The following is a 16,146-nucleotide window of genomic DNA, read 5'->3' as shown; positions in this document are numbered from 1 at the left end:
GTACGGACGGCATCGGCGGAGTCTAAGCGAGTCCGCACCAGTGGAACAACGCCCAGCATCCCACCGCAGTTCCTGACCCGGCGAGTCCCCGCGCCGTCACGCCCCGAACAGCCCCTGCTGTCCGTTTCCGCCCGTCATCTGCTGCGGCGGCACCAGCCCCATGTGCGCCCATGCGGCGGGGGTGGCGATGCGGCCACGGGGGGTACGCGCGAGCAGGCCCTCACGTACGAGGAACGGCTCCGCGACCTCCTCGACCGTCTCACGCTCCTCCCCCACGGCCACCGCCAGGGTCGACAGGCCCACCGGACCGCCGCTGAACAGCTTGAGCAGCGCCGTGAGCACCGCACGGTCCAGCCGGTCCAGGCCACGCTGGTCGACCTCGTACACGTCCAGGGCCTGCGCCGCGATCTCCCGGGTGATCAGGCCGTCCGCCTTGACCTGGGCGTAGTCCCGTACGCGGCGCAGCAGACGGTTGGCGATACGGGGCGTACCGCGGGAGCGCCCGGCGATCTCGGCGGCGCCCTCGGCCTCTATGTCGACATCGAGCAGACCCGCCGAACGGTGGATGACGCGCTCCAGCTCGACCGGGGCGTAGAACTCCATGTGCCCGGTGAACCCGAAGCGGTCGCGCAGCGGCGGCGGCAGCAGGCCGGCCCGCGTCGTGGCCCCGACCAGCGTGAACGGCGGCAACTCCAGCGGAATGGCGGTCGCGCCCGGCCCCTTCCCGACGATCACGTCGACCCGGAAGTCCTCCATCGCCATGTACAGCATCTCCTCGGCGGGCCGCGACATCCGGTGGATCTCGTCGAGGAAGAGCACCTCGCCCTCCTGGAGCGAGGAGAGGATGGCGGCGAGGTCGCCGGCGTGCTGGATGGCGGGGCCCGAGGTGATCCGGATGGGGGCGCCCATCTCCGCCGCGATGATCATCGACAGGGTGGTCTTGCCGAGCCCCGGCGCGCCGGAGAGCAGCACGTGGTCGGCGGTGGCGCCGCGCGCCCGGGCCGCCCGCAGCACCAGGTCCAGCTGCTCGCGCACCCGTTCCTGGCCGACGAACTCCTCCAGGTCCTTCGGGCGCAGCGCGGCCTCGACGGCGGTGTCCTCGCCGTCGGCGTCCGCGCCCACCAGCCGGTCGGCGCCGCCCGGCGGCAGGCCGGGGTCCTGTCCGTCCGCGGTGTCGGTGCTGTCGTCCCAGTTCACTGCGTACTGCCTCGCGTCGTCGGTGGGTGGAGTGCCGGATCGTAGGGGTACCCGGTCGGGCGCCCGGTCAGCGGGCCCGGTTCAGGGACTGCAGCGCCGCCTTCAGGAGCTGCGAGACCTGCGGCTTCGCGCCTTCCGCCACGGCCGCCTCGGCCTGCGGGGCGACCGCGCCGACCGCCTCGTCGGCCTCGCGGGTGGCGTACCCGAGGCCGATCAGCGCGGCGTGCAGCTGGTCGCGCCAGCCGGCCGTGACCGGGCTGCCGATCGCGGGCCCGGCGCTGCCGAGCGGCTCGCCGAGCCGGTCCTTCAGCTCCAGCAGCAGCTTCTGCGCGCCCTTCTTGCCGATACCGGGCACGGCGGTGAGCGCCTTCTCGTCGCCCGTGGAGACCGCGCGGCGCAGCGCGTCCGGGGAGTGCACCGCGAGCATGGCCTGGGCCAGCCGCGGCCCGACGCCGCTCGCCGTCTGCAGCAGCTCGAAGGTCTGCCGCTCGTCGTCGTCCGCGAAGCCGTAGAGCGTGAGGCTGTCCTCCCGTACGACGAGGGAGGTGGCGAGCCGGGTCGGCTCTCCCATGCGCAGCCCCGACAGGGTGCCGGGGGTGCACTGGACGGCCATGCCGATGCCGCCGACCTCGATGACGGCGGCGTCGGGGGCGAGGGCCGCGACCGGGCCGGAGACGAAGGCGATCATGACGTGCCCTTCGGGATACGGGTGGTGCTGCGTACGGGGGCGGGGGTGCGGGAGGCCCTGGCGGGGCGCTCGGGAGCGGCGGCGCGGTCCTGGGCCGCGGCGCGGCCCGTACCGGCGGAGCGCGCGGGGGGCGGGGTGCGCCGGGGCGCGGTCCGGGCCTGCGCCTGGGCCTGCTGAAGCCGGTTGACGGCGGGGGCGCGCCAGATGTGGCAGATGGCCAGCGCCAGCGCGTCCGCCGCGTCGGCCGGCTTCGGGGGCGCCGACAACCGCAACAGCCGGGTCACCATGGCGCCGACCTGGGCCTTGTCGGCGCGGCCCGAGCCGGTGACGGCGGCCTTGACCTCGCTGGGGGTGTGCAGCGCGACGGGCAGGCCGCGCCGGGCCGCGCAGAGCATGGCGACCGCGCTGGCCTGGGCCGTGCCCATGACCGTACGGACGTTGTGCTGGCTGAAGACGCGCTCCACGGCGACGTACTCGGGGCGGTGCTCGTCGAGCCACTCGTCGATGCCGCGCTCGATGAGGACGAGGCGGTGCGCGATGTCGGCGTCGGCGGGGGTACGGACCACCCCGACGCCCACCATCGTCAGCGGCCGTCCGGCCACGCCGTCGACCACACCCACACCGCAGCGCGTCAGCCCCGGGTCCACGCCCAGCACCTTCACAAGTGATCCCCTCCCCTCATGCCGCGCTGTCGCCACCGCCGCCGTACCGTTTCGGCCCTCCACCCCCACCACGGGGGAGCGGAGATCCCCTGCTCAGCACAGTATCGGGTGGCACTGACAACGCGTGACGGGCCGGCAGGGCGTGTTCCCTGCCGGCCCGTCACGTCAGCCGATACCGCGGCCGCGCCCGGTGCTTACGCGTCCGCGTCCACCTTGGCCATGACCTCGTCCGAGACGTCGAAGTTGGCGAAGACGTTCTGGACGTCGTCGCTGTCCTCCAGCGCGTCGATCAGCTTGAAGATCTTCTTCGCGCCTTCCTCGTCCAGCTCGACCTGCATGGTCGGGACGAAGTTGGTGTCGGCCGAGTCGTAGTCGATGCCGGCCTCCTGCAGCGCCGTACGCACGGCGACCACGTCGGTGGCCTCGCTGAGCACCTCGAAGGACTCACCGAGGTCGTTGACCTCCTCGGCACCCGCGTCCAGCACCGCGCCCAGGACGTCGTCCTCGGAGAGCTCGCCCTTGGGGACGATGACGACGCCCTTGCGGTTGAACAGGTACGACACCGAGCCCGGGTCGGCCATGGAGCCGCCGTTGCGGGTCATGGCGACGCGCACGTCCGAGGCGGCACGGTTGCGGTTGTCGGTGAGGCACTCGACGAGCACCGCGACACCGTTCGGGCCGTAACCCTCGTACATGATCGTCTCGTAGTCGGCGCCGCCGGCCTCAAGACCGCCGCCGCGCTTGACCGCGGAGTCGATGTTCTTGTTCGGGACCGACTGCTTCTTCGCCTTCTGGATGGCGTCGTAGAGGGTCGGGTTGCCCTCGATGTCGACGCCGCCCATGCGCGCCGCGACCTCGATGTTCTTGATCAGCTTCGCGAAGAGCTTGCCGCGCTTGGCATCGATCACGGCCTTCTTGTGCTTCGTCGTAGCCCATTTAGAGTGGCCGGACATCCGCCTGTCTCCTTCGCGTAACCAACTTCTGAAAACGAACGCCCCAGATCCTACCCAGACGCCGTCACGCCGCCCGACGCACCATGTCCACGAAGAACGCGTGCACCCGGTGGTCGCCGGTGAGCTCCGGATGGAAGGACGTGGCGAGGACGTTACCGTGCCGGACGGCCACCATGTGACCGCCGTGCTCGGCCAGTACCTCGACCTCGGCGCCGACCGACTCGACCCAGGGCGCGCGGATGAAGACGCCCTCGACCGGTCCGCCGTCGATCCCGGCGACGTCGACGGCCGCCTCGAAGGACTCGTTCTGCCGCCCGAAGGCGTTACGGCGCACGATCATGTCGACGCCGCCGAACGTCTCCTGGTCGTCCCGGCCGTCCAGGATCTTCTCCGCGACCATGATCATGCCCGCGCAGGTGCCGTAGACCGGCTTCCCCGAGCGGACGAACGCCCGGAGCGGCTCCAGCATGCCGAAGATGCCCGCCAGCTTGGAGATGGTCGTGGACTCGCCGCCGGGGATGACCAGGCCGTCGATGCCGTCCAGTTCCTCGGCGCGGCGCACCGGGCGCGCCAGGGCGTCGGCGGTCGCGAGCGCCGTGAGGTGCTCGCGAACGTCGCCCTGGAGCGCCAGCACGCCGATGATGGGGGTGCGGTCACTCATGCACCGGCCTCGCTTCGCTCGCTCGTGTACGTACTCACCGGCTCCTTGCTCACCAGCCGCGGTTGGCGTACCGCTCCGCCTCGGGGAGGGTGTCGCAGTTGATGCCGACCATGGCCTCGCCCAGGTCGCGGGAGGCGTCCGCGATGACCTTCGGGTCGTCGTAGAAGGTGGTGGCCTTCACGATCGCGGCGGCGCGCTTGGCGGGGTCGCCGGACTTGAAGATGCCGGAGCCGACGAAGACGCCCTCGGCGCCGAGCTGGCGCATCAGCGCGGCGTCGGCGGGGGTGGCGACGCCACCGGCGGAGAAGAGGACGACGGGCAGCTTGCCCAGCTCCGCGACCTCCTTGACCAGCTCGTACGGGGCGCGCAGCTCCTTGGCGGCGGCGAACAGCTCGTTGTTGTCGCAGCCGCGCAGCTTGGCGATCTCGCCCTTGATCTGGCGGAGGTGGCGGACGGCCTCGACGACGTTGCCGGTGCCGGCCTCGCCCTTGGAGCGGATCATGGCCGCGCCCTCGGCGATGCGGCGCAGGGCCTCACCGAGGTTGGTGGCACCGCAGACGAAGGGGGTGGTGAAGGCCCACTTGTCGGAGTGGTTGACCTCGTCGGCGGGGGTGAGGACCTCGGACTCGTCGATGTAGTCCACGCCGAGGGACTGCAGGACCTGGGCCTCGACGAAGTGGCCGATGCGGGACTTGGCCATGACGGGGATGGAGACGGCGTTGATGATGCCGTCGATCATGTCCGGGTCGGACATCCGCGCCACGCCGCCGTCCTTGCGGATGTCCGCGGGGACGCGCTCCAGGGCCATGACCGCGACGGCGCCGGCGTCCTCGGCGATCTTCGCCTCTTCCGGCGTGACGACGTCCATGATCACGCCGCCCTTGAGCTGCTCGGCCATGCCGCGCTTGACGCGGGCGGTACCGGTCTCCGGGGACTGGGGCGTGGTGGGCGTGGTGGACACGATTGACCTCACTAAGTGCGGGTGGTTGTGCTGCTGCACCTAGAGAACCGTTTGTGTACGGCAGGTGAAAAGGGCCAATTGCAGGGCGGTGGCTCTTGGCGGTCCCACCAGGGGTTCCGTACGGACCCGCGTCGGCGCCCCCACCGGTACGGCGCTCAGGCCGCCGCGCGTTCCCCCAGTGCCGCCGGGGCCTCGTCGTCCATCTCGAACGCCATCGGGAACGGGGCGTGGCCCGCGAGGCGGAACCAGCGTACGACGCGGTGCCGGCGGACGGCGCGGGCCGCGCGTACGGCGTCGTTGTGGAAGCGGCGGGCCATCGGGACGCGCCGCACCGCCGCGTTCAGTTCCGTCAGCGTCTGCTCGCCGCCGGGGGCCTCCCGTACGGCGTCGGCCTGTTCGGCCTCGTCGAAGACCGCGCGCAGCGCCTGGCTGAGCGCGCTCTCGGCGACCTCCCGCTGGTCCTCCTCGGCCTGCCTCGCCTCGTGCGCGGCCTGGTACAGCACGATCGAGGCGGCCGGGTCGAGGACGCCTGACGTCCCGAGCTCCTGCGCGACGGAGGCACGCCGGAGCAGCTGCGCGTCCAGCGCGGCGCGCGCGGCGTCGATACGCGCGTGCAGCCGGTCCAGCCTGCCGGCTGTCCAGCTGAGGTACACGCCGATGACGACGAGGGCCACGACGACCCAGATGAGTGTGGTCACGGGCCGTCACGTTACCGGTCCTCGCGGGGGCGCCTTTGCTGCGTCCTCGCGGGGGCGCCGATGATGCCGGGTGCCCCGCCGTTTCGCCTGCGGCGGGCGGTGACCGCTGCGCGGGGCTTGACGCTACGGTGCCGGGCCTCCGCGGGTGGGGTACCGGACTGCTTCGCTTTACGTCCGGTACCCCACCCGCTCCGGCCCGTCCCCTCCCGTCGGTGGTGGGGGGAAAAAACGGGGTGCGTGGGGGTGGAGCTCCCGTTTCAGTCGCGCGCCAACCCCCACCGGGCCCGCAGCCCCACCCGTTCGTCCGTGTCCACGGCCGCCGCGCCGTCCGTCACCGTCTCGTACACCGCCAGGATGTCCGCGCCGACCGTCGACCAGTCGAAGCGGCGTACGTGCCGGCTCCCGCGTTCGCGGAGCTCCGCGAGCCGCGCCGGGTCGCGCAGCAGTCGTACGGCCGAAGCGGCGAGCGCCGACGCGTCCTCGTTGGTGAAGAGTTCGCCCGCCTCGCCCTGGTCGAGGACCTGGGCGAAGGCGTCGAGGTCGCTGGCGAGGACGGGGGCCGCTGCCGACATCGCCTCGACGAGGATGATGCCGAAGGACTCGCCGCCGGTGTTGGGGGCGACGTACAGGTCGACGCTGCGGAGCAGGCGGGCCTTGTCCTCGTCGGTGACCATGCCGAGGAATTCGACGCGGTCGCGGAGCTCCGCTGGAAGGTCCGCGACGGCTTCCTTTTCGTCGCCGCGGCCGGCGACGAGGAGGCGCGCGTCGGGGACCTCGGCGAGGATTTCGGGGAGCGCCTTCATGAGGACGGGGAGGCCCTTGCGGGGTTCGTCGATGCGGCCTATGAAGCCGATGGTCCGGCCCTGCCACTCCTCCTTCGGCTCGGCCCGGGCGAAGAAGTCGACGTCGACGCCGTTGGGGATGACGACCGCGTCGCCGCCGAGGTGTTCGACGAGGGTGCGGCGGGCGTATTCGCTCACCGCGATCCGGGCGCTGATCTTCTCCAGGGCCGGCTGGAGGATCGGGTACGCGGCGATCATGGCCCGGGATCGCGGGTTGGAGGTGTGGAAGGTCGCCACGATGGGGCCCTGCGCCGCCCAGCAGGCCAGGAGGCCGAGCGAGGGGGAGGCCGGTTCGTGGATGTGGATGACCTCGAACGCGCCGTCGTGGAGCCAGCGCCGTACCCGGGCGGCGGAGAGGAAGCCGAAGTTGAGCCGGGCGACCGAACCGTTGTACGGGACGGGGACGGCACGTCCGGCGGAGACGACGTACGGCGGGAGCGGGGTCTCGTCGTCGGCCGGGGCGAGTACGGAGACCTCGTGGCCGAGCCGGATGAGGTGCTCGGCGAGGTCGCGGATGTGGAACTGGACGCCGCCGGGGACGTCCCACGAGTAGGGGCAGACGATGCCGATCCTCACGAGGTCTCCGTCCCGCGGTCGCCGGCACGGCGCGGCTCCAGGTCGTCGAGCCACAGGCGCTGCAGCATGTGCCAGTCCTCCGGGTGCTCGGCGATGCCCGAGGCGAAGGCGTCGGCCAACTCCTGGGTCATCGCGGCGGCCTTCTCGGTGCGCGTACCGGTCTCGGGTACCTCGATACCGGGGTGCACACGGGCCCGCATGACGGGCGTACCGTCGTACCACAGGGTGACCGGCAGCAGTACCGCGCCTGTTTGGAGCGCGAGCATGGCCGGTCCGGCGGGCATCTTGGCGGACTCGCCAAAGAACTTCACCTCGACGCCGGAGGCGGACAGGTCGCGGTCGGCGACCAGGCAGATCAGACCGCCGGCCCGCAGCCGCCGGGCGAGTATCCCGAAGGCCGCGCCGCCCGTGTGCGGCAGGACCTCCATGCCCAGGCTCTCGCGGTAGGCGACGAACCGGTCGTAGAGGGATTCGGGCTTCAGGCGCTCGGCGACGGTGGTGAAGGGCACGCCGAGGGCGCGGGTGACCCAGACGCCGGCGAGGTCGTAGTTGCCCATGTGGGGCAGGGCGAGGATGACGCCGCGGTTGCTCTCCAGCGCTTCGGTGAGGCGGTGGACGTCGCCGACGTCGACGCCGTCGCGGACCCTGTCCAGGCTCCAGGCCGGGAGGCGGAAGGACTCCATCCAGTACCGCATGTACGAGCGCATGCCGGTCCGGGAGAGCCGTGCGAGGGCCTGCGGCGAGGCGTCGGGGACGACCCGTGCGAGGTTGGCCTCCAGGCGCTGCACGCCCTTGCCGCGTCGCTTCCAGACGGTGTCGGCGATGCGTTCGCCGAGCCGTACGGCGACCGGTTCGGGGAGCTTCTTGACCGTGGCCCAGCCCAGTCCGTACAGGGCGTCGGTGAGCCGTTCCCTGTTGAGCGGCCCGCCGGGGCCGGTCAGTGCGCCGATGTCGGGCTTCACGCGCTCTCTCCCCCCACGGTGTCCGCCTCGGCGGACTCCCGGCGTACGGTGACCACCCGCTGCCCGAGGGTGACCGCGCTGCCGACGGCCACGATCCACAGGGCGATCGGGAGCAGGTTCTGGATCCAGGGCACGCCGAACTTGTGCAGGCCGGAGAAGCCGCAGGCCACCAGGGAGATGACCAGGCGTTCGGCGCGTTCGATGAGGCCGTTGACGTTCACCGGGAGGCCGATGCTCTCGCCGCGGGCCTTGGTGTACGAAACCACCTGGCCGGAGGCGAGGCAGAAGATCGTCACGGCGCAGAGCAGCAGGTCGTCGCCGCGGCCCGCGTACCAGAGGGCGAGCCCGCCGAAGATCGCCGCGTCGGCGACCCGGTCCAGGGTGGAGTCCAGGAAGGCGCCCCAGCGGCTGGACCGGCCCAGCTGCCGTGCCATGTTGCCGTCGACCAGGTCCGAGAAGACGAACAGGGTGATGACGACGGTGCCCCAGAAGAACTCGCCGAGCGGGTAGAAGACCAGGGCTCCGGCGACCACCCCGGCGGTGCCGAGGACGGTGACCACGTCGGGGCTGATGCCGAGACGGATGAGCAGGGCGGCGAACGGCGTGAGAACACGCGTGAAGAACGCACGCGCGTACTTGTTCAGCATGGCCTTCCCGGAGGTTGTGTGCGGGCCGCGCGGTCAATGGGGCCACCGGCTGGCCCATCGTAGCCAGGGGTCCTCGGCGCTTTGCGAACGCACCACGGCTCGCGGACGACCCGCGCACCCGCCGGGGTCTCCCCCGCCACCCGCCCGGCGCAGTCGCCCGGGACCGCCCTGAGGGCCATGAGCGCAGCCGGCGGCGGCAGTTGGCGGCCGCACACACCTGCCCGGACCACCCGTTCGGGCTTGTCCGGCATGATCCCCGGACACCCCCAAGATCCCTTATCGTCCCTTGTGCGATGTATGGACGCACCATGACCTCGGTGGAAAGCTCGGAGCACCGCAGAGTGTCGACCTGGAGGCGAGACACATGGGCGACAAGACGAGCACACATCCAGGAGCCGCCGGCAGGGCAGCGGCGGTCGACCACCCCTCCTCCGTACGGAACGTGGTGCTGGTCGGCCACAGCGGATCGGGGAAGACGACCCTGGTCGAAGCCCTCGCGCTGGCGTCGGGCGCCGTCAACAGGGCGGGCCGGGTGGAGGACGGCGGCTGCCTCTCCGACTACGACGAGATCGAGCACCGCCAGCAACGCTCGGTACAGCTCTCCCTGGTCCCTGTCGAATGGGACGGCATCAAAATCAATCTGTTGGACACCCCCGGATACGCCGACTTCGTCGGGGAGCTGAGGGCCGGTCTGCGGGCAGCGGACGCGGCCCTCTTCGTTGTCTCGGCGGCGGACGGCGTGGACGGCGCCACCCGCATGGTCTGGGACGAGTGCGCGGCGGTCGGCATGCCCCGCGCCATAGTGATCACCCACCTCGAAGCGGCCCGCGCCGACTTCGACAGCATGACCGGGACCTGCGGCACGTCCTTCGGCGGCGACGATCCCGACGCCGTACTGCCGCTGTACCTCCCGCTGTACGGCGAGGCCGGTGCCGACGGCCACGCTCCCGTGCACGGCCTGATCGGGCTGCTCACGCAGCGCGTCTACGACTACTCCACCGGCACCCGGAAGGAGCGCGACCCCGAGCCCGGGGAGCTGCCCCTCATCGAGGAGGCCAGGAACCGCCTCATCGAGGGGATCATCGCCGAGAGCGAGGACGAGTCCCTGATGGACCGCTACCTCGGCGGGGAGGACATCGACGTCAAGACGCTCATCGGCGATCTGGAGACCGCCGTGGCACGCGGCAGCTTCCATCCGGTGCTCGCCGCCGCGCCCGCCGTCGAGGGCAGCAAGGAGGGGCTGGGCACCGTCGAGCTGCTGGAGCTGATCACCCGGGGGTTCCCCACCCCCGCCGAGCGGGAGGCCCCCGCCGTCACCACCCCCGAGGGCGCGCCCCGGCCCGCCCTCACCTGCGACCCGGAGGGCCCGCTGGTCGCCGAGGTCGTCAAGACCTCGTCCGACCCGTACGTCGGCCGGCTGTCGCTCGTACGGGTCTTCTCCGGCACCCTCCACCCGGACCGGACCGTGCACGTCTCCGGCCACGGGCTCGCCGACCGCGGGCACGAGGACCACGACGTCGACGAACGGGTCGGCGCGCTGTCCGCGCCCTTCGGCAAGCAGCAGCGCTCGCTCACCAAGGCCGTCGCCGGCGACCTGGCCTGCGTCGCCAAGCTCTCCCGCGCCGAGACCGGCGACACCCTCTCCGCCAAGGAGGCGCCGCTGCTCATGGCGCCCTGGGACATGCCCGACCCGCTGCTGCCGGTCGCCATCCAGGCGCACAGCAAGGCCGACGAGGACAAGCTCTCCCAGGGCCTGGCACGGCTCGTCGCCGAGGACCCCACGATGCGCCTGGAACAGAACCAGGACACCCACCAGGTCGTCCTGTGGTGCCTGGGCGAGGCCCACGTGGACGTGGCGCTGGAGCGGCTGCGCTCCCGGTACGGGGTGCAGGTCGACGCCGTACCGCACAAGGTCTCGCTGCGGGAGACGTTCGGCGCCAAGGCCACCGGACGCGGCCGGCACGTCAAGCAGTCGGGCGGCCACGGCCAGTACGCGATCTGCGAGATCGAGGTGGAGCCGCTGCCCGGCGGCAGCGGCATCGAGTTCGTGGACAAGGTCGTGGGCGGCGCGGTGCCGCGCCAGTTCATCCCGTCCGTGGAGAAGGGCGTACGGGCCCAGGCGACGCGCGGCGTCGCGGCCGGGTACCCGCTCGTCGACGTACGGGTGACGCTGCTGGACGGCAAGGCGCACTCCGTCGACTCCTCCGACGCCGCGTTCCAGACCGCCGGCGCCCTCGCGCTGCGCGAGGCCGCCGCCGAAGCCCGCATCCACCTCCTGGAGCCGGTCGCCGAGCTCACCGTCCTGGTCGCCGACGACTACGTGGGCCCGGTGATGAGCGACCTGTCGGGGCGGCGCGGCCGCGTCGTGGGCACCGAACAGTCCGGCGCGGGCCGCACCGTGGTGCGCGCCGAGGTCCCGGAGTACGAAATCGGCCGCTACGCCGTCGATCTCCGGTCACTCTCGCACGGCACCGGCCGCTTCCAGCGCCGCTACGCCCGGCACGAACCGATGCCGCCGCAGCTCGCGGCCAGGATCCGGGAGGAGCGCGAAAAGCAGGAGAACGGCGGCTAGTTCGCACGTCCGAGACCGGCGGCACGGCCGGCGTCCTGCCCGGGGGCGTACGCTCAACTCCCTTGGGCAGCACGCCGGCTGTACGCTGAGGTCCAGCTCAGCAGGTGTGCCGGGGGCGGCCGGCGGGAAGGGCGTCCAGGGGCGTCCTCCGGGAAGCGCGCCCACGGCAGGGGCAGACGGCGGCGAGGGGGCCCAGGTGACGACGATGGACGGCTTCGATTTCAGTCCGGGGGCACAGGTACCGATCGCCGGCGGCGCGGGCCAGACCGCCGCGACCCAGGCGCTGGCCTCGGCCGCCTACCGGGACAGTCCGCTCTCGGACATCTCCAAGGCCGACTCCGACACCGCCACGTCCGACATCAAGAAGCCCAAACTCTCGCTCTTCGAGCCGAACCTCGGCGAGGCGTTCTCCCGCGCCGTCCAGGTCCGCATGCTCGGCGGCGGCCGCAAGGCACTGATCCAGTCCTTCGGCATAGAGCCGCAGACCGTCGTCGAGCACTGCCTCGCCGCCAGCCGCATCCGCAAGGAGCGGGACACCAAGCTGACCATCCTCATGGTCGTCTTCGGGCTGCTCTTCCTGCCCGGCGTCCTCCTCTGGCTCGGCCTCTTCCAGCTCAAGCGCATCCTGGACAAGTCCACCCACAAGGGCAAGAGCGCGCTCGGCACGGTGCTGCTCGTCGCGCTCGGCGGCATCATCCTGATCTTCCTGATCAAGCTGCCCTTCGACAGCTTCTGGATGATCTACGTCCGGCTGATGCTCGTCGCCCCCGTCATAGGCTGGTGGTGGGCCAAGCGGATCTGCGAGCGCACCGCCGTCGACCTCCGCGAAGCCTGGAGCGGCATCCTGGGCGGCGGCGGCATCGGCGCGAAGATCCCCGAGGCGGTCCCCCAGGACCCCACCCAGACCGCCGCCGAACAGCTCCGCCAGAACCTCGCCAAGCTCAGCGCCGAGCAGAACAGCAACGTCGTCTTCTACGCCGGCCCCAAGGGCATACTCGGCATGGGCACCCGCTGGGGCAGCTGGCAGCTCGCCGAGGAACTGCGGCCCGCCGACCCCGACAGCGAGATCCACCCCTTCCGCAGCTGGGACGTCATCCGCGTCATCCACGACCGGCTCAAGCTCCTGGAGCGCAGCCCGCTGCACACCGGCGGCTTCGGCCAGGCCCCCTCCGTACGCCACTGGGTCGTCGTCCCCGTCGCCGAGGGCGCCGACGCGGTCGCCCGCCCCGAGGGCACCGACACCGACGCGTACCAGATCCGTCCGCACGAGATAGAGCGGATCTGCAACGAGCAGCAGTTCGGCGCCGGCAACCGCCACTACCTCGGCGTGCAGTTCGTCCTCTGGGACGGCCAGCTCGTGCTGACCCTGCTGATCACCGTCACCGTGCTGCACGAGACGCTGCGCATCGAGGTCACCGGCCACGCCCTCGGCCCGGTCAACGGCCTCTTCCTCGGCAAGCCCAGCCCCAAGACCGTCACGGTCAACAAGACGGTGAAGTTCTGGGAGACCAGGACCTCCACGCTGCCGCTCATCGACACGAGCGAGGTGGTCCGCCTCGCCGCCCGCGCCCCGCTGACCTGGTTCCCCCCGGTCCTGGACTTCCTCGGCGGCAAGCTCGCCCTCCCCGAGCCGTTCGGGCTGCGCCACGTCTGGGCCGACAAGCCCTGGCGGCACCGCTTCATGGCGGACGACGCGCTGCGCGCCGCCACGCCCGTCCTGCGCGTGGTGCACTCCGCGGCGATGAGCGTCCTGCAGGAGAACGGCGTCGACATCACCCGCTTCGACAACCGTTCGCTGGTCCTCAGCGGTGCGGTGCAGGACCCGACGCCGCGGAAGGCGGACGCGTACGACGCGTGAGCGCGGCGGCACACACGGCATGAGGGTGGCCGGTACGGGAATCCGTACCGGCCACCCTCATGAGCGGTGGTGCGGCGTCAGGCCGTCGCCCAGGCGTCCGCCAGCATCGCGCGGGTGTCCGCCAGCAGCTGCGGCAGCACCTTGGTGTGCCCCACGACCGGCATGAAGTTGGTGTCGCCGCCCCAGCGCGGTACGACGTGCTGGTGCAGGTGCGCCGCGATGCCCGCGCCCGCGACGCCGCCCTGGTTCATCCCGATGTTGAAGCCGTGCGCGCCCGACGCCGCGCGCAGCGCCGCCATCGCCTGCTTCGTGAGCTTCGCCAGCTCCGCCGTCTCGGCGTCGTCCAGCTCGGTGTAGTCGGCGACGTGCCGGTAGGGCACGACCATCAGGTGGCCGCCGTTGTACGGGTAGAGGTTGAGCACCGCATAAACGCGCTCGCCGCGGGCGACGATCAGGCCGTCCTCGTCCGACTTCGCCGGGATCGTGCAGAACGGACAGCCGTCGTCGGCACCCGGGCCGGTCGGCTTGTTCTCACCCTGGATGTAGGCCATCCGGTGCGGCGTCCACAGGCGCTGGAAGGCGTCCTGGGTCCCGACTCCGATCTGCTGCTCCGGCTCAGTCGTCATGTTGAGCAGCATATGACTTCACCCGTCGACGTGACGTCGGCGGGTCCGGACAGCAGAAGGCCCCCGGAGGGCGCGGGGCGCGCTCTCCGGGGGCCAACCCCGCGTGTGCGGGGACGCACGGCACATTGGACTTGTGCGCATTCCGAATCTTCGGATCACCCCCGCTCATGCGGGGAGCAAGTCACACCTGAACGCGGCGCTCCACCGCATCAACGATCTCGGCGATCGCCTGGTCACGGGGGATCCCGTTCTTCTGCGAGCCGTCGCGGTACCGGAACGACACGGCGCCGGCCTCCATGTCCTCATCACCGACGATGATCATGAACGGCACCTTGCTGCGCTGCGCGTTGCGGATCTTCTTCTGCATCCGGTCCGAGGAGGAGTCGACCTCGACGCGCAGGCCCTTCTTCTTGGCCTCGGCCGCGAACTCCTCCAGGTACGGCACGTGCGCGTCGCCGATCGGGATGCCGGTCGCCTGGACCGGGGCCAGCCAGACCGGGAACGCCCCCGCGTAGTGCTCCAGCAGCACCGCGAAGAACCGCTCGATGGAGCCGAACAGCGCCCGGTGGATCATGACGGGACGCTGCTTGGAGCCGTCCGGCGCGGTGTACTCCAGGTCGAAGCGCTCCGGCAGGTTGAAGTCCAGCTGGACCGTCGACATCTGCCAGGTACGGCCGATGGCGTCCTTGGTCTGCACGGAGATCTTCGGGCCGTAGAACGCGGCGCCGCCCGGGTCCGGGACCAGCGGCAGGCCCTGCTTCTCGGCGACCTTGCGCAGCGTCTCGGTGGCCTCTTCCCAGACCTCGTCCGAGCCGACGAACTTCTCCGGGTCCTTGGTGGACAGCTCCAGGTAGAAGTCGGTCAGGCCGTAGTCGCGCAGCAGGTCCAGGACGAAGGTGAGCGTGGCGTCCAGCTCGTCCGCCATCTGCTCCTTGGTGCAGTAGATGTGCGCGTCGTCCTGGGTGAAGCCGCGGGCGCGGGTCAGGCCGTGCACCACGCCGGACTTCTCGTACCGGTACACCGTGCCGAACTCGAAGAGGCGCAGCGGCAGTTCGCGGTACGAGCGGCCGCGCGCGTCGAAGATCAGGTTGTGCATCGGGCAGTTCATGGGCTTGAGGTAGTAGTCAATGCCCTCGTCGAGCTGCATGGGCGGGTACATGCCGTCGGCGTACCAGTCCAGGTGGCCCGACTTCTCGAACAGCTTGCCCTTGGTGGCGTGCGGGCTGTAGACGAACTCGTAGTCCGCCTCCTCGTGGCGCCGCCGGGAGTAGTCCTCCATGACCCGGCGGATGATGCCGCCCTTGGGGTGGAAGACCGCCAGGCCCGAACCGATCTCCTCCGGGATGGAGAACAGGTCCAGCTCCGCGCCCAGCTTGCGGTGGTCGCGCTTCTCGGCCTCGGCGAGGAACTCCAGGTACGCCTTGAGCTCGTCCTTGGTCGGCCAGGCGGTGCCGTAGATCCGCTGGAGCTGCTTGTTCTTCTCGCTGCCGCGCCAGTAGGCGGCGGCGGAGCGCATCAGCTTGAACGCCGGGATGTTCCGGGTGGTGGGCAGGTGCGGACCTCGGCAGAGGTCCTTCCAGCACAGCTCGCCGGTCTTGGCGTCGAGGTTGTCGTAGATGGTCAGCTCGCCGGCGCCGACCTCGGCGTCCGCGCCCTCGGCGGCCTCGCCGGCGTTGCCCTTGAGGCCGATCAGCTCCAGCTTGTACGGCTCGGCCGCCAGCTCCTCGCGGGCGTCCTCATCGGTGGTGACCCGGCGCGAGAAGCGCTGGCCCCGCTTCTGGATCTCCTGCATCTTCTTCTCGATGCGCTTGAGGTCCTCGGGGGTGAACGGGGTCTCGACGTCGAAGTCGTAGTAGAAGCCGTCCTTGACCGGCGGGCCGATGCCGAGCTTGGCGTCCGGGAAGAGCTCCTGCACGGCCTGCGCCATCACGTGCGCGGTGGAGTGCCGCAGGATGTTCAGCCCGTCCTCGGAGGTGATCTCCACGGGCTCGACGGTCTCGCCGTCGGCGACCTCGTACGCGAGATCCTTGAGCTCTCCGGCCACCCGCGCCGCGACGATGCTGCGCTCGCCCTGGAAGAGGTCGGCGGCCGTAGTGCCCGTGGTCACCACGCGTTCTTCCCGCTCGGAATCGCGTTGGATGGTCACACGGACGTCTGACACCGGTCTCTCCTGACGTATGTCTGCTGGGCGGCAGCGATCGCTGCGCTCCCCGAATCGTACCGAGCCACCGGGCCGCCTCGCG

Annotated in this window: 14 protein-coding genes; 2 read left to right on the top strand and 12 right to left on the bottom strand. The window is 71.2% G+C overall.

Going from position 1 to position 16,146, the window contains the following annotated elements:
• Positions 1-96: 96 nt before the first annotated feature.
• The 10 genes from ruvB to pgsA all read right to left on the bottom strand — a co-directional run bounded on the left by ruvB (position 97) and on the right by pgsA (position 8,847).
• The gene (ruvB, locus tag ACZ6WH_RS07140) at positions 97-1,197 is read right to left on the bottom strand and encodes a Holliday junction branch migration DNA helicase RuvB (RefSeq protein ID WP_432851840.1); all 1,101 of its coding nucleotides are present in this window, start codon (positions 1,195-1,197) and stop codon (positions 97-99) included.
• A gap of 67 nt (positions 1,198-1,264) precedes the next feature.
• A complete protein-coding gene (ruvA, locus tag ACZ6WH_RS07135) occupies positions 1,265-1,885 on the bottom strand; it encodes a Holliday junction branch migration protein RuvA (protein WP_432851842.1) in 621 nt (206 codons plus the stop codon).
• Complete coding sequence (ruvC, locus tag ACZ6WH_RS07130; protein WP_469726639.1) at positions 1,882-2,547, bottom strand: crossover junction endodeoxyribonuclease RuvC; 666 nt, start codon at positions 2,545-2,547, stop codon at positions 1,882-1,884. Before ruvC ends, ruvA begins: the two co-directional genes overlap by 4 nt.
• 194 nt (positions 2,548-2,741) lie before the next feature.
• On the bottom strand, positions 2,742-3,500 hold the full coding sequence (locus ACZ6WH_RS07125) for a YebC/PmpR family DNA-binding transcriptional regulator (protein ID WP_432851844.1): 759 nt from the start codon (positions 3,498-3,500) through the stop codon (positions 2,742-2,744).
• A 64-nt stretch (positions 3,501-3,564) separates the two neighbouring features.
• Positions 3,565-4,161 carry a pyridoxal 5'-phosphate synthase glutaminase subunit PdxT gene (pdxT, locus tag ACZ6WH_RS07120; RefSeq protein WP_432851846.1) on the bottom strand — a complete coding sequence of 199 codons (597 nt, stop codon included), beginning with the start codon at positions 4,159-4,161 and terminating at the stop codon, positions 3,565-3,567.
• Between the two features lie 49 nt (positions 4,162-4,210).
• Positions 4,211-5,122, bottom strand: coding sequence for a pyridoxal 5'-phosphate synthase lyase subunit PdxS (pdxS, locus tag ACZ6WH_RS07115; RefSeq protein WP_030251686.1), 912 nt, complete (start codon positions 5,120-5,122; stop codon positions 4,211-4,213).
• Positions 5,123-5,277: 155 nt separating this feature from the next.
• Positions 5,278-5,820: a hypothetical protein gene (locus ACZ6WH_RS07110; RefSeq protein WP_362213393.1), complete on the bottom strand. Its 543-nt coding sequence runs from the start codon at positions 5,818-5,820 to the stop codon at positions 5,278-5,280.
• Positions 5,821-6,077: 257 nt separating this feature from the next.
• On the bottom strand, positions 6,078-7,238 hold the full coding sequence (locus ACZ6WH_RS07105) for a glycosyltransferase family 4 protein (protein WP_469726638.1): 1,161 nt from the start codon (positions 7,236-7,238) through the stop codon (positions 6,078-6,080).
• Entirely contained in the window at positions 7,235-8,200 is a 966-nt protein-coding gene (locus tag ACZ6WH_RS07100; RefSeq protein ID WP_469726636.1) for a phosphatidylinositol mannoside acyltransferase, read from the bottom strand. The genes ACZ6WH_RS07105 and ACZ6WH_RS07100 overlap by 4 nt, the downstream gene beginning before the upstream one ends.
• Complete coding sequence (pgsA, locus tag ACZ6WH_RS07095; protein WP_361565203.1) at positions 8,197-8,847, bottom strand: phosphatidylinositol phosphate synthase; 651 nt, start codon at positions 8,845-8,847, stop codon at positions 8,197-8,199. The genes ACZ6WH_RS07100 and pgsA overlap by 4 nt, the downstream gene beginning before the upstream one ends.
• Positions 8,848-9,211: 364 nt before the next feature.
• On the opposite strand from pgsA, the gene ACZ6WH_RS07090 reads away from it, so the two are divergent.
• Both ACZ6WH_RS07090 and ACZ6WH_RS07085 read left to right on the top strand, forming a co-directional pair.
• Entirely contained in the window at positions 9,212-11,419 is a 2,208-nt protein-coding gene (locus ACZ6WH_RS07090; RefSeq protein ID WP_469726634.1) for an elongation factor G-like protein EF-G2, read from the top strand.
• Between the two features lie 205 nt (positions 11,420-11,624).
• Entirely contained in the window at positions 11,625-13,277 is a 1,653-nt protein-coding gene (locus tag ACZ6WH_RS07085) for a hypothetical protein (protein ID WP_469727204.1), read from the top strand.
• A gap of 77 nt (positions 13,278-13,354) precedes the next feature.
• Here ACZ6WH_RS07085 and ACZ6WH_RS07080 read toward each other — a convergent pair whose 3' ends face one another.
• Together ACZ6WH_RS07080 and thrS are read right to left on the bottom strand one after the other, a co-directional pair.
• Complete coding sequence (locus ACZ6WH_RS07080) at positions 13,355-13,915, bottom strand: HIT family protein (RefSeq protein WP_432851857.1); 561 nt, start codon at positions 13,913-13,915, stop codon at positions 13,355-13,357.
• Between the two features lie 169 nt (positions 13,916-14,084).
• Complete coding sequence (gene thrS / locus ACZ6WH_RS07075) at positions 14,085-16,064, bottom strand: threonine--tRNA ligase (protein WP_469726632.1); 1,980 nt, start codon at positions 16,062-16,064, stop codon at positions 14,085-14,087.
• Positions 16,065-16,146: the final 82 nt, after the last annotated feature.

It is taken from the genome of Streptomyces sp. NPDC050806 (genome assembly GCF_055586425.1).
Note: the sequence above shows the minus strand (reverse complement) of the source record. Positions and strands in the feature narration are given on the sequence as shown.

Excerpts from the sequence above, each read along its gene's own strand:
- pdxT (WP_432851846.1), bottom strand. The coding sequence starts at position 4,161 with ATGAGTGACCGCACCCCCATCATCGGCGTGCTGGCGCTCCAGGGCGAC.
- ACZ6WH_RS07080 (WP_432851857.1), bottom strand. The coding sequence starts at position 13,915 with ATGCTGCTCAACATGACGACTGAGCCGGAGCAGCAGATCGGAGTCGGG.
- ACZ6WH_RS07125 (WP_432851844.1), bottom strand. The coding sequence starts at position 3,500 with ATGTCCGGCCACTCTAAATGGGCTACGACGAAGCACAAGAAGGCCGTG.
- ruvA (WP_432851842.1), bottom strand. The coding sequence starts at position 1,885 with ATGATCGCCTTCGTCTCCGGCCCGGTCGCGGCCCTCGCCCCCGACGCC.
- ACZ6WH_RS07085 (WP_469727204.1), top strand. The coding sequence starts at position 11,625 with ATGGACGGCTTCGATTTCAGTCCGGGGGCACAGGTACCGATCGCCGGC.
- ACZ6WH_RS07090 (WP_469726634.1), top strand. The coding sequence starts at position 9,212 with ATGGGCGACAAGACGAGCACACATCCAGGAGCCGCCGGCAGGGCAGCG.
- pgsA (WP_361565203.1), bottom strand. The coding sequence starts at position 8,847 with ATGCTGAACAAGTACGCGCGTGCGTTCTTCACGCGTGTTCTCACGCCG.